General features: G+C 51.8%; 11 protein-coding genes. 4 read left to right on the top strand and 7 right to left on the bottom strand.

The window, feature by feature from the left end; translation table 11 throughout:
• Nucleotides 1-32: 32 nt before the first annotated feature.
• From JJQ72_RS06725 to JJQ72_RS06715, 3 genes are all read right to left on the bottom strand, one after another.
• Nucleotides 33-3050 (bottom strand): alpha-mannosidase, encoded by a 3018-nt coding sequence (locus tag JJQ72_RS06725; protein WP_208203157.1) that lies wholly within the window; start codon nt 3048-3050, stop codon nt 33-35.
• 211 nt (nt 3051-3261) lie between these two features.
• Nucleotides 3262-4404, bottom strand: coding sequence for a substrate-binding domain-containing protein (locus JJQ72_RS06720; protein ID WP_208203156.1), 1143 nt, complete (start codon nt 4402-4404; stop codon nt 3262-3264).
• 121 nt (nt 4405-4525) lie between these two features.
• A complete protein-coding gene (locus JJQ72_RS06715; RefSeq protein ID WP_208203155.1) occupies nt 4526-5398 on the bottom strand; it encodes a DUF421 domain-containing protein in 873 nt (290 codons plus the stop codon).
• Nucleotides 5399-5600: 202 nt separating this feature from the next.
• On the opposite strand from JJQ72_RS06715, the gene JJQ72_RS06710 reads away from it, so the two are divergent.
• Nucleotides 5601-6563, top strand: coding sequence for a sugar kinase (locus JJQ72_RS06710; RefSeq protein WP_208203154.1), 963 nt, complete (start codon nt 5601-5603; stop codon nt 6561-6563).
• An 80-nt stretch (nt 6564-6643) separates the two neighbouring features.
• Nucleotides 6644-7309 (top strand): bifunctional 2-keto-4-hydroxyglutarate aldolase/2-keto-3-deoxy-6-phosphogluconate aldolase, encoded by a 666-nt coding sequence (locus JJQ72_RS06705; protein WP_138226559.1) that lies wholly within the window; start codon nt 6644-6646, stop codon nt 7307-7309.
• A 90-nt stretch (nt 7310-7399) separates the two neighbouring features.
• On the opposite strand, the gene JJQ72_RS06700 is transcribed toward JJQ72_RS06705, so the two are convergent.
• Nucleotides 7400-7996, bottom strand: a complete 597-nt coding sequence (locus JJQ72_RS06700; RefSeq protein ID WP_481856826.1) for a YitT family protein — start codon at nt 7994-7996, stop codon at nt 7400-7402.
• A gap of 176 nt (nt 7997-8172) precedes the next feature.
• On the opposite strand from JJQ72_RS06700, the gene JJQ72_RS06695 reads away from it, so the two are divergent.
• Nucleotides 8173-9090: a J domain-containing protein gene (locus JJQ72_RS06695; protein ID WP_138226561.1), complete on the top strand. Its 918-nt coding sequence runs from the start codon at nt 8173-8175 to the stop codon at nt 9088-9090.
• A 149-nt stretch (nt 9091-9239) separates the two neighbouring features.
• Nucleotides 9240-10094, top strand: a complete 855-nt coding sequence (locus JJQ72_RS06690; RefSeq protein ID WP_208203153.1) for a DegV family protein — start codon at nt 9240-9242, stop codon at nt 10092-10094.
• Between the two features lie 56 nt (nt 10095-10150).
• Here JJQ72_RS06690 and JJQ72_RS06685 read toward each other — a convergent pair whose 3' ends face one another.
• The 3 genes from JJQ72_RS06685 to JJQ72_RS06675 all read right to left on the bottom strand — a co-directional run bounded on the left by JJQ72_RS06685 (nt 10151) and on the right by JJQ72_RS06675 (nt 13885).
• Nucleotides 10151-12430, bottom strand: a complete 2280-nt coding sequence (locus JJQ72_RS06685) for a PAS domain S-box protein (RefSeq protein ID WP_138226563.1) — start codon at nt 12428-12430, stop codon at nt 10151-10153.
• Between the two features lie 253 nt (nt 12431-12683).
• Nucleotides 12684-13073 carry a response regulator gene (locus tag JJQ72_RS06680; protein ID WP_138226564.1) on the bottom strand — a complete coding sequence of 130 codons (390 nt, stop codon included), beginning with the start codon at nt 13071-13073 and terminating at the stop codon, nt 12684-12686.
• 137 nt (nt 13074-13210) lie between these two features.
• Nucleotides 13211-13885 carry a Na-translocating system protein MpsC family protein gene (locus tag JJQ72_RS06675; RefSeq protein ID WP_138226565.1) on the bottom strand — a complete coding sequence of 225 codons (675 nt, stop codon included), beginning with the start codon at nt 13883-13885 and terminating at the stop codon, nt 13211-13213.
• Nucleotides 13886-13989: the final 104 nt, after the last annotated feature.

Below are 13989 nucleotides of genomic sequence, written 5' to 3'. Positions count from 1 at the left end.
ACTTCGCAGGAAAAAGGGTAAAAATGTGGACATTATTTCAAATCAAATTGATACGTTTTGATCTCAAACGGCTTCATCGTGAAGTCCACGCTACCCTCTGTTATGGCTGCCTCAGCCAGCTTCTGCTCCATAAGATTCACTTCTGCCGCCGAGACGGCTGGGAGGTGGAGCTTCAGCTTGCCGACCGCCCGGCTGCCCGAGGTCTCGTACAGTCTCACTATGACAGCTTCGCTGTCCTCTGCCTGCTTTACAGCCTCAATCATCACCTGACTGTGATTGACCTCAAAGACAGAGAAGGAAGCCGGCGCACCCTCCGGGACTTGCTGTATTTGTGCTGCAGCAGACACGGCACGGAGCGGAACATTCAGCTCATAGCCCGCCTTATATACGGCAGCAGCGGCAGCATCCCCTTCATGCGGGAACAACGCATATGTGAATTCATGCTCCCCGCGGTCCGCAGTTTCATCCGGATAGCCTGGACTCCGCAGCAGGTTGATATCCAGTCCGTATTCATCGGCGCGGTAGCCGTATTTGCTGTCATTGAGTATAGAAACACCGTAGCCACTTTCCGACAGATCGATCCAGTGATGCGCACAAATTTCATCCCGGGCAAAATCCCAGGAGGTGTTGCGATGCAGCGGACGCTTCAAGTAGCCGAACTGAATCTCACTGGTCACCTCTCCGGCGCGTACATCGAGCGGGAAAGCAGCGCGCAGCATTTTTTGATTCTCCTGCCAATGCACCTTGGTGTCAAAATCCAGACGCTCGCTTCCGGCCGTCAGAGAAATGGTCTGAATCAGCTGGGAGCTCCCGAATACGTAAGTCTGCTCTAGATAAGCTTTAGCCCCGTCTACACCAGCTTGAACCGAGGTGACACGCAGCTGGCTGCTCGGACGGCTGCGATAGTCGCCCCGGAAATCCCATGCATCTCCGCCCCGGTCGTCATAGAGCGTCAGCACGTTAGCCGGCTCTCCGGCCCGAAGCAGCTCGCGTCCATGGCGCTTGTCAAGGATGGAGACGATCGTGCCGTCAGCAGAGAACTCTGCCTTCAGCAGTTCATTCTCCAGTGCCTGAGTGGATGCGGACAGTGCCGTTTGAGGCGCATCCTCTGAAGGGGCAACCACACTGTATCCCATCGGCGGCACTTGAACGTGCTGCCACTTCCCGCCAATGCTCAGCCATTCCTTCCGCTCCCATGGCAGGGAGTTAAATAACACCACTTTTCCCATAGCACCGCCGGAAGCATGTGCAGCAATGGCTTCGTAGCGCTCTGCAATCAGCGACTCGGTCTGATCCAGCAGCACTTCGTATCTGGCGACAGACTCATCGTACACTCTCTTGATCGAGGAGCCGGGAAGAATGTCATGGAACTGGTATAGCAAGGTTTCTTTCCAGATCTGCTCCAGCTCCTGCTGCGGATAAGGAATTCCGCATAGCTGCTTCGCAAGCACGGCGGCGAACTCCAGCTCCCGTAGCGCCTTCTCCATCAAGCGGTTATACCGCTTGTTCTTCCCCTGCGTCGTCAGCGTTCCCTGATGCTTTTCCAGGTACAGCTCCCCGCGCCAGGTCTTGTAACGATCTCTTTGCTCATTCAATCGCTCCAGAAAGACTGCAGACGGCTCCTGCACAACCGGAGGCAGCCCCAGCAGATTCCGCTCCCGCTCCAGGCGCTCCAGATGCTCTTCACCCGGTCCGCCGCCGCCGTCTCCAATGCCAAACAGCATGAGCGCCCGGTCCGATACATTTTTGTCGTGATACTCTTTATCGATCTTGATCAAGGAACGCGGCGCGGCCGGAGAGTTGTAAGTATCCTCCGGAGGAAGATGCGTCAGCACCTTGCTGCCGTCAATGCCCTCCCAGAAAAAGGTATGATGCGGATAGTCATTATATTGGTTCCAGGACAGCTTCTGCGTAACCATATACTGAATGCCCGATTTCTTAAGCAGCTGCGGCAAGCTGGCCGTATATCCGAAAATATCCGGCACCCACAGCGATTTAACCGTCTGTCCGAACTCTTCCTGGTAGAAACGCTGTCCGTACAATATCTGACGAATCAAGGCTTCCCCGCCTGAAACATTAGAGTCGGGCTCAACCCACATCGCACCCTGAAGCTCCCAGCGGCCTTCCTGAATTCGTTCTTTAATCTCTTCATACAGCTTCGGATAATGCTCTTTAATCCATTGATAGAGCTGCGGCTGGCTCGCTCCAAATACATAATCGGGATAGCGCTCCATCATTCTCAGCACGGTAGCAAACGTTCTTGCCCCCTTGCGGATCGTCTCCCGGATCGGCCATAGCCAAGCCAAATCCATATGTGCATGGCCCACCGCGCTGACCGTAAGCGTCGGGTCTCCGCCTTTCTTCGCCAGCTGCGGAGCCAGCAGGGCACGGGCCCGGGCTACCTCTTCATCGGTGAAATGCTCGGAGAAGATCAGTGAAGCCTCGTAGAGCGCCTGCAAAATCTGAGCCCGGCGGGAGGAGTCCTCCGGCAGGAGCCTGCCCAGCTCCAGCAGCACTTCGACGTCATAATACAGCCCGCGCACCTGCTCCCGGCATGTTGCAATAACTGCTTCCTTCAGCGTCCCGCTATGATACCGCCCGAACAAATCATTACAGCCTGCGTCGCCCCATACATCAATAGCCTCACCGCCTTGAGCCTGCTCTGCGATCAGCACTACGCGTTTGCCGGGCTTGCCCAGCGCAGTTTCAAACTCAGAGTTCACATTGGTCAGGCCCTGTCTCGGCGTTCCGTCTTCATCCACCAGGCACAGCTCACCGTTAACGTCAATCAGCAGAACGACCTTTTGACCGGCAGACTCGGCGGGAACAGTCCCCTCAAAATGAAACCATGCACAATCCCACAGCTCTCCCCACTTTGAGCCGGGCTTTAAATCCTGAACCGGCTTACCGCTCATGCGGTCCTCAAAACCAACCGGCTCCTTCGTCACCCAAGCATTAACGGTCAACGGCGCTCTTTCAACATAAATGTGCTGCTCAATCATATCCTTCATTTCCCGGAGTCGATCCAGATTAAACGGTTCGTATGGCATGTTAAGATCTCCTTTTTCATATCAATAAAATCAGATTATATATCAGTTTAATATCACAGGTATAAATATATCAGATATTATGTAATATTGAAATAATATTGAAATAAAAGATCATCATAAAAATAAAAAAGCCAACGCCCGGCAACATTTCACCGTTCGCTGGCTGGAAGATATAAATGCCTAATCCTTAAGAAATACTGTACTATGTGCTCTAATGAGGTGAACTTACAGAGTCTCTGAGCACCAGATTCGTCTGCAGCCGGATGGACTGAGCTTTGGCTTCCGGCTCCTGCCGCCTATGGAGCAGCAGCTTCAGCGCTTCGGCACCAAAATCATCCAGCGGCTGGGCCACGGTCGTCATCGGCACCGGCGCATACTCCAGCATGCTGTGGTCGGAGAAGCCGGTGACCGACAGGTCCTCCGGAACCCGATAACCGAGCCGGAGCGCCGCATTCATCGCAGACATGGCCAGGTAATCATCACAGCATACCAGTGCGGTGAGGCCGCTCGCCCTTTTTAGAAAATCGCCAATGAGCTTCACCCGCTCCAGATCCCCCTCATAAAGGATGCCAGTCTCCTCCCGGATCAAGATCCGCTCCTGCTGAATGTCGACCTTGCCGGCCAGGAGTGCATCCAGATAGCCCTGATACCGCTCTTCCCGACTCCGCACCTGATGCAGCTGACCCGCGATAAATCCGATTTCCCGGTGACCGAGAGAGAGCAGATGCGCTGTCATATCATAAGAGCCCTGGTAATGGTCATGGCTCACACTATCGAAATCAACCTCATTAAATTGACGATCCAGAATGACGACGGGATATCTTTGCAGCTTCAGCCGAAGCAGATGGTCACCGCAGATTTTCCGGTCCACCGGAAAGAGCAGAATGCCCATGATGTCCCTCCGGGCGGCAAATGCCTTTACGGCTGCCATCTCCTCTTCCTCCGTACCTGCGATACGAAGCACGATAGCAATCCCTTGCCGGTGAGCTGCGCGGTCAATAGACACCACGAGCCTGCCAATATAATCATCCATGCCTGGAACGATCAGCGCGATCTGCCTTCCTGCCGCGAGCTCCTCCTGGTTATAAGCCCCCACTGTGCTCCCTGCTGCCTGCTCCAGCTGAGACCGGTCCACATCCGCGAGGAAGGTCCCCCGCCTTGGCATGCGGTAGACCAGCCCCTCGTCCTGCAGCGCCTGCAAAGCCAGCTTTCCGGTCATACGGCTGACCCCGAATTTTGCCGCAAGCTCACCCTCGGACGGAATGAGGTCATGTGGCTTTAAGCCCTGCTCCAGAATGATGCTAATGACCTGCTCCTTCACCTGCTCAAATAGCTTTCCTGTTTTTTTGTTCATGGTTATCCTGCCTTTTTTCGTATATCACGTATATCACTGATATTTACTATACCACACGAAAAAGAGACCTGTCCCCTGATTTTCTTCACCTGCCGGATCGTCAAGCCAGTCCAATGCCGATCTATCCCTGCTTTCTGGATTTTAGCAACGGCCTCGCCTCAGTAAGCAGCTGATTCAAGCGTCCGGTCAGGTCATGAAACTGGTTCTTCTCGTGCTCAGACTCAGCGGAAAGACTCATCAATTCCAGATCAGCCTCGCATTGCTTCAGCGCTGCATACAGCGTCCGGGATCGGCTTGGCGCCGGCAAGGGCCGAGCGTCATTGTATAGATCCAGATGCAAACACCCATTACTTCCGATCTGCCCCAGATATACGTCCTTATATTTCAATTGGGCAGGCTCCAGCTGAGACTGAAGCCACTGCTCGCTGCGGCCCGCTGCCTGCAGCGGCTCTTTCATCAGCTGCCCGTCCATGATCACTATTTGGGGCTCCTTCAGCTTCTGAGTGCGCAGATTCAGATCTCCGGGTGTCAGAGGCTGCTTGTCCGGAGCGAGCATCACATTCACTTCACCGCTGGATTCCATGATCGCGAATTCAACGTCTGCCAGGTCGAACACACTTTTATTCCGGAGCTGCTCCATCAGCTCATCCGAGCTCATTTTTTCTTTCTTGAGTGCAGCCTCCTGAATTTTTCCGTTTCGAACGAGCACACGCGCTTTAAAATCAATAAAATCCCGGATTCGCTTGCTCTTGATCTGAAGCATTTCGATGCCTAAAGAGAGAACAACCCATACCACCAGGGCCACAATGCCCAGATACCAGTTTCCTTCAAGGTCGAGCGAAATGTAGGCCGCCAAGCTGCCAATCGTAATGCCTGTAATATATTCAAAAAAAGACAGCTGCGATGCCTGCCGCTTGCCCAGCAGCTTGGTAAGCAGAAATAAAATCACCAGCGAGCTTAATGTGCGTACAGATACTTCCAGCCACATCGGCATGCCAAAGAGGCTCCTTTCCATGTCAGTCATAACCTGTAGTATAAGGAAAACAGTCTGCACCTATTCTGCCCGGCGAAAAAGCTTCACCAAAAAATAATATTTATAACTTTTTCTTATGGAGAAAGCGTTTTTTTATTGAGTTATTGGTCTCAGACAGGTAAAGTTAAAAGAAAAAATACATATTGGAGAGGAGCTTGCATTCATGACATTTAATGAACGCCGCTTCGATGTCATCACGTTCGGTGAGTCGATGGGGATGCTTTATCCAGAAGGACCTCGGGGAATCGGCCAAGGCGGCACTATGAGCCAGTCCTTCGGAGGAGCCGAAAGCAATCTTGCAATTGGCCTCGCAAGACTGGGCTGTCAGGTAGGCTGGTTCAGCCAGCTGGGCCGCGATCCTTTAGGTAAAGGTATTGTGAAAACGCTTCGCGGAGAAGGCGTTGACGTCTCCAGGGTCCACTATACGACAGATGCACCGACCGGCCTAATGCTGCGGGAGCAAGTCCGGGGCAAGTCTTCGGTTTATTATTACCGCGCCGGCTCTGCCGCAAGCAGAATGACACCAGAGCTTGTGGATCCCGCTTATATTGCCGACAGCCGTATCGTCCATATTACCGGCATTACGCCCGCACTGAGCCAGAGCTGCCTGGACACAGTCCGCCGCGTCATCGCACTCTGCAAGGAGCACGGCACGAAGATCAGCTTCGATCCGAACCTGCGCCTCAAGCTGTGGAGCATTCAGCAGGCGAGACCCGTGCTGCTGGAGCTGGCGAATCACTGCGACTACTTCCTGCCCGGCTACGATGAGTGCAAGCTTTTGTATCAGACGGAAAGCGAGCAGGAAATTTTCGAACAGCTGCGCAAGCTGAACGCCGTAACGGTCGTGAAGAGCTATAACGACAGCAATGTGATCGTTGAGCCGGACCGCCTTAATACAGTTCCTTTCCGCAAGGTTAAGCACGTGGTAGATACCGTAGGCGCCGGAGACGGCTTCTGTGCCGGCTTCCTCGCAGGCATCTCGAAAGGACAATCCCCTGAAGAAGCACTTCAGCTGGCTGCCCTGACAGGCTCTATGGTTGTAGAAGCTGTGGGTGACTGGGAAGCGCTTCCGACCTGGGAAGAAGTAGAGCAGGAACAGGGCATTACCGCTCACATCGAGCGATAGAACGCATGGAACCCATTTCATTGCATCCGCTTACTTAAATTGAAGAATGACCTAAATTGAAGAATGGAGTGTATCTCTTAATGAAAAAGCTAAAATTGATTCAGCAAATTCACGAAGCCGGCGTGGTCGCCGTTCTTCGTGCCGATTCACCGGAAGAAGTCGTTTCTATGGCCAAGCATGCCATTGAAGGCGGCATCAAGGTGATCGAGATTACATTGACGGTGCCTTTCGCTCTGGAAGCCATTACCGAGCTGGCGAAGACCTATTCCTCTGCTGACCCTGCGGCAGACAATTACGCAATCATCGGTGCCGGCACCGTCCTGGATCCTGAAACCGCGCGTGCAGCCATTCTGGCTGGCTCGGAGTTCGTCGTGGCTCCAGGCGTTCACCGCGAAACGATTCTGCTGTGCAACCGCTACCGGGTGCCGGTGATGCCGGGTGCCGTAACTGTATCGGATATTACTGTGGCTCTGGAGCTTGGCGTTGACGTATTGAAGCTGTTCCCGGGCAACCTCTACTCTCCTTCGGTCATCCCATCCCTGCGGGGTCCACTGCCACAGGCTAACATCATGCCAACCGGCGGCGTCAACCTGGACAACCTGGGAGAATGGTTCAAGGCCGGGGCGTTTGCAGTAGGCATCGGCTCCGATTTAACGAAGGATGCCGTCAAAACGGGTGACTTCTCCTTGATCTCGGACAAAGCGAGAGCCTATATTGAAGCTTTCCAAAAAACCAAGCAAGCGTAAGCTGCACGGCGTTCCGGCTTCATATACGTATAGCTTTCTGTTGTAGAAGAAGCGGCGATTTCCGGCTCATCGGGCCGGATCGCTGCTTCTTTATTTATAGACCTGCTTACGAAGGGTACACAGACCGGTAGCCAGTGCACCTGCCAGAATCGTAACCAGCGACTGGACAAAGGTACCGCCGCTTAACAGCACCCCGCCGGCACCTATTATAGCCACATCCATAATCAGAATAATGATCCCGACATTCAGCGGCACATATCGCGTCAGAAAGTGTGCCAGCAGGTCTGTCCCGCCCGTGCTTGTCTCAAATCGAAGCATCAGGCCGAGTCCGGCACCGATGAAGGCTCCCCCCGCCGCCGCATTGAAAGCAATGCTGCCGCCAATATAGGAGGGTGCCCAAGCCTGCAGCGGAGCCAGCAGATCAATCATGAGCGAAGAGATGAGCATCCCTGTCAGGCTGTTATAGAAAATATCCCGATTCAAAAGCCAGGCCGCGAGAAACATCGGCACACTGCACACAATAATGACAAAGCCGATTGGCAAGCCGCTCAAATAGTTAACGATCAGCGCAATGCCGATCACGCCGCCATCCAGCACATGGCTGGGCACGAGAAAAGCATTGGTTCCCATGGCGATGAACAGGCTGCCCAATACCATTATGCAATATTTGACCCAAGACATTTGCATCTTGCACAGCCTTTCATTTCAGGAATACCTATGTATATGCTTGTCTCTTGGCAAATATTGATCATGGACTGATTTTTATATAGCCCTGCTAGATGCCATTCTCCGTTTGTGCTCCACCGGTTTTAAACTTATACTAATAGAAGAAAACGTTCACAGTACAGAAGAGGTGACCTGTTATGGATCAGATGAAAGAAGCCTATGAGAAGCTTGGGCTTCCGGAAACCGCTAGCCGGGAGGAAGTCGAAGAGCGCTATACCCTTCTCATGCGCCAGGCCCGTTCCGAGCAGCGCAGAAGCCCGGAGAAAGCCGAGGCGGTAGAAGCCAGGTTCTCGGAAGCGACCCGGGCCTACCGATATATTACCGAGGAAGACGATCGTAAATCACTGGAAGAAATCAGCCGCCAGAAATACGGCAAGTTCAGAGGTCTCGCGGGCCCGGCTGAGAAAACCGAGCACTTCTTCCGTTACTACCGCTATCATGTGCTGGGCGCCTTAGCTTTGCTCGGGCTAGCCATTTACATTGTAATCAGCATTGTGAACTACCGCGCGGAGCAGGAGCGTCTCGCCCAGCTGCCTCCGGTCGATCTTTCTATTATGCTGCTCGGCACATATATGATGCCGGACGGCGGCACAGAGACCGAGCCGCTGGAGCAGGCCATACTGGAGCAGTTCCCGGAATGGAAGCGGGTGGAGGTCAATATGACCTACGTTCCGCCACTGAATTCCTCTAACCCCTCCGACGCCGCGCTGCTGCAGAAAGCGCTGCTCATGATTAGCTCCGAGCGCCCGGACCTGTACATCGTAGACCAGAATTCCTATGAGTGGGTTGGCAACCAGGGAATCTTCCAGCCGCTGGATGAGAAGATCAATCAGGACTGGAAAGACATCGCTGATCCCGGACTGCACATTAAAGGCCAGCTGGATGAAGATCCTGCGGAAAGGGTGTATGCGGTCAACATTACAGACAGCTCGCTGGTAGAGGGGCTGCCCGTAGCCAAGAATGAAATGTATGCCGGCATCAGCCCTGTCGCAGAGAATGAACAAAAGGCCTTCGCCTTTATCCAGGCCTACCTGGAAGCTGTGCCAAGTCAATAGCCGACTGCTCGCCCTCCCGGGGGCTGTCCCCATAGTAGATTCTTATTTACTCATATAGGACAGCCTCTGTTTTTATCTAGGCATGACAGCGTGATCTTGCTATAATATAAAGAATGAATTTCAGAGCGCTAATAAAGAGGAGATTATCTATGTCTGGACAAATTAAAATATTCGCCGACAGCACCTGTGATCTGCCGCCGGAATGGATTAGTGAGCATCAGATTGGCATAGTACCTTTATATGTAGTTTTCGGGGAGGATTCCTTGCGGGATGGCGTCGACATTACCCCTATTGAGCTGTACGCCAAGGTGGATCAGACGGGCGCACTCCCGAAGACCGCAGCCCCGTCTCCTTCAGATTTTATGGCTGCGTTCACTCCTTATATTGAGCAAGGAGATCAGATTTTGTACATCAGCCTCTCCTCGGAGCTGTCTTCTACCTACCAGAATGCCATGGTAGCAGCCGAAGAGCTGCCAGCCGGTCAGGTCACCGTCATTGACTCCCGCAACCTTTCCTGCGGCATCGGGCTGCTGGTAATGAAAGCAGTGCAGGCTGTGAAGAATGGCTCCGACATGCCGCAGATTGTCGACATGCTAACAAGCACCATCAACCAGGTCGAAAGTGAGTTTGTGATCGATACTCTGGAGTACTTGTATAAGGGCGGACGCTGCTCCGGCATGCAGAACCTCATTGGAAGCCTGCTCAAGATCAGGCCGGTGATCAAGGTCGATGACGGCGTCATGACACCAGCCTATAAGGTGAGAGGCAAGAAGGAGAAGGCGCTGGAGCAGATGCTCACGAATGCCTTGGCTAAAGCCGGGGACATGGATAATGATTTGATCATTGTCGTACATACAATGGCAGAGTCTGAGGCTAAATACCTCCAGCAGGCTCTCCAAGAGAAGACAGGCGCGCGCCAGGTAGCCTTATCCACCGCAGGCTGTGTCATCAGCAGCCACTGTGGACCGCAGACCGTCGGATTGATGTATACTAAGAAAATCTAGAGCCTGATATAATAAGAGCAGCCTGTGAAGATGATCTTCACAGGCTGCTCTCTTCTTTATGCTTCTACAGTTTCAACCGGCAGCAGAAACTCAAAGGTGCTGCCCTCCCCTTCCTTACTGTCCACAAAGATAGATCCGCCCATCAATTCCACCAACTGCTTGCAGATGGCCAGGCCCAGACCGGTGCCTCCATATTTACGGTTCATGACCGGATGCAGCTGGGAGAAGGATTTAAAGAGCTCATCCAGCTTGCCTTCCGGCACGCCCACCCCGGTATCTGACACCATAAACTTCAGGACCGCCATTCCATCTGTTCGGCGGGAAACCGTCTCGACGTGAATACTGATTCTTCCTTGTTCTGTAAACTTCACCGCATTCCCGACCAGATTGACGAGGATTTGCTTCACCCGCTGAGCATCTGCATGAATGATCTGAGGAACATTCTCTTTCATTGCCATATCCAGCGCCAATCCCTTGTCGCTTGCCTGACTTTGAAACAGACTGACGACGTCGTGAACGAGTGGACTCAATTCGAATACGGATGGGGCCAGCTGCATTTTGCCAGCCTCAATCTTGCTGAAGTCCAAAATATCATTCAAAATGCTCAGCAGCGATTCCGAGCTGCTCTTCAGCACCTCTGCATACTGCTGCTGCTCCTCTGTCAAGCCGCTGTCCATTAACAGATCTGCCATGCCGATCATTCCGTTCATCGGGGTGCGGATTTCATGGCTCATCACCGCCATAAACTCCGATTTGGCCCGTGCCGTCTGTTCCGCCGATTCCTTCGCCTTCAGAATTTCCCGCTCTGTGGTAATGTCGTTGAACACGACTACCGCACCCTTCAACTCACCCTGATCATAAATCGGATTGGTATGATAGCTGACGAGGAAGCTTGAGCCGTCCTTGCGCCAGAATACATCCTCATGAATGAGGCGCGGCAGCCCGTCTCTCAGTGTCTGATGAATTGGACAATCCTCAATGTCATGATGAAGTCCGTCGGCGCGGGTATGATGGATCACATCGTGCTGAGCTGATCCCATGAACTCCTCCGGCGTAAAACCGAGCATCCGGGAACCGGCAGGATTGACAAAGATCGCTTGACCCTCCTTGTCGAGACCGTAAATTCCTTCCATCACCGAATTCAAAATAAGACTGTGACGGCTGCTCAGCTCTTCCAGCTGCCTTAAATAGTGAATCCGCTCTGTAATATCCATCGCAATTCCGTAGACCCCGACAATATTGCCGTTGATAATAATCGGAACATTTGTGACATGGATTCGGCGCTCTTCTCCATCTTTACGAATAATGGTGCATTCATAGTATTGGGGATGTCCATCTCTCGCCAGATTAAAATGTTTGAGCGTGTGCGGCAGGTCGCTTTCCTTAATCTGCTTGTGAAAGCTCATAGATACCAGCTCCGCATGAGTATAGCCTGTTAAAGCCTCCAGCTGCTTGTTCGCGGACTGATAATTTCCATCCAAATCAAAAGAATATACGCTGGAGGGATTAAACTCTACTAAGGATTTATATCGCTGCTCACTTTCCTCCAGCTTTAACCGGGCCTCCCGCTGCTCTGTAATATCTCTGGTCACAGCCACAATCTGCTTCACTTGACCGGTCTGATCATAGATAAAGCGTCCTGTGCTCTCCATCCATACATAATGTCCCTCTTTATGCTTCAGGCGATAAGAAACCGTATACATGCCATCCCGGTCCAAAATCTTTTTCAAATACTGTACGACCAGAATCCGGTCATCCGGATGCTGGTAATCATACGCACTCGTCCCGATCAGCTCCTCCGGCTCATATCCAAGCAGCTTAAGCGAAGCGGGTGAAGCATATGTATATCTCGCCTCCGCGCTCGGTTCATGCAGGGATATAAAATCCATGGAGTGCTCCGCAATAATCTTAAATTTGTTCTCGCTTTCCCACAGTCGGAGCTGCGCTCGCTTCTCCTCGGTCACATCCCGGGCAATGCCGTAAACGCCGATCGTTTCCTGCTGAACGATAATCGGTACATAAGTGACATGCACCTCGCGGATGCTGCCGTCTCTATGTGTAAACACGGTCTCATAATCTTGTGGAGACCCCTTCAATGCTTCCCTCATCTTGCTGGATCGGTGATCCTGGGCCGTCTCGGCGAGAAAGTCCTTCGGAGATGATTGAAGAAACTCTTCTCTTGAATATCCCGTGAGCTTCTCCGTGGACGGATTCGCATCCAGATAAGCGCCCTTCGTATCCATAATATAGATCGCATCGGGATGATTCATATATAGTGAACGGTAAGCACTGCCCTCAGAAATCAATTGCTCCAGTACTTGATTATTTTGAATCAAAGCAGCCTCATCCTCTCAGAAGTAGTACCACAGAGAATATACCACATTTCTTGACAGATGATATCTAAATACGGCATAAATGCGTAATAAAACCTCAAATTTGTGTGACATGCTGATTTAACCCTGATTTAAAGACACCAGAGTCCTTAAGCATGAAGAAATCCTGGCATAAATAAAGGCGACACCAGGAGCATTCTTCCCGATATCGCCATATTTATATCTATATATTATGCAGAATCAATTCATTCACAGGTTAGCTCAGCCCGGCTTCCTTCACGCCCAGCAGCTCTTCCAGAAGCTTCATAAACTGGACTGCGCGAATCGGCTTGGTTACGTACTCTACAAAGCCGGCTTCAAGCCCTCGTTCAATGTCTCTTGCCTCCGCAAACGAGCTTAAAGCAATGACCGGAATGTCCCGGGTCTTCTCATGCTCCTTCAGGCGCTCCAGCGCTTCAAACCCGTCCATTCCCGGCAGCTGGATATCCATGATAATCAAATCGATCCTCTCTGACTGAGCGATCTCGATGCCCTGCTCCGCCGTTACTGCTTCTCGAAGTATGACCCCGTGCAGCCTCTTGATAACGTGGCGCATCACTTGCATGTTCAGCCGGTTATCCTCCACACACAGCACGCTTCGTGTCAAATCTTCACCCTCCTCCTAAACACAAAAAAACCAAAAAGAAACCACAGTCAGGCCCTTTTTTGGCTTGTGTCCGGCTCATGGTACGGTACATGTCCGATTCATTACCACCAAATATTTTTCTATGTTATCTAAATAGGTTAGTTAAAAACGTAAGCCGCAATACCTTTATCCTTGTCAAAATCCCAATCCACATAAACATCCGATAGTTCTTTCCCGAGTATTTCGCTCACCTGAATATCCTGACCGAACATTCTCTTCTCCAGCTTGCGCTTGGTCGTTCTCAGGACGTTCCCGTACCCGAGCTCCAGCAGCTCCTTCTCCAGCAGAATCAGAATGCCTTCACGGACGATAATCAATGTCTTGGGATTAACCCACCAGGAACGGATTCGTTCCGGCAGCTTCTGCACCCTTGCTGTCAGGATTGCGACTTGCTCGTGAACCTCGGCTTGCTCGTCATAGGTGTACTCGGTTAGAGATGAGCTTTCAAACAAACCCACAATAATTCCGGTTGCATTTTGAAGGCCCCAGTCGTAATACATCTCTTTTACATCAATACCTGTTTCATTCTTCAGATATTGCGTTAATTCAGGTAGAAGAGATTTCATTAAGAGCTCTCGCGTGTAACGAAATGCCTGTTCTTCCTCCTTACTGAGCAGGAACTTCTCCACGGGACCGATAAAATTGCGGATGTGCAGCGATATGCAGCCATCTCCGATGGAAACATGCACAGATTCAGGACCTTTACCAAAGCGGTCTCTGAGCAGCTTCCCCGTGTAGCTGGCAATCTGGTTTATTAGGGACTGGGTAACCAAAATTTCACTCCTACCAAACAGAATACATATAAACAGCTTCTCTTATCTATTGTAACGCTTTTAAACTATAATACAACCAAATGATTTGGTATAATGCCAAATAT

Source organism: Paenibacillus sp. F411 (genome assembly GCF_017582705.1).
Lineage (GTDB): Bacteria > Bacillota > Bacilli > Paenibacillales > Paenibacillaceae > Paenibacillus_AQ > Paenibacillus_AQ algicola.
The sequence above is the reverse complement of the archived record's forward strand: the minus strand, read 5'-3'. Positions and strand labels throughout refer to the sequence as shown.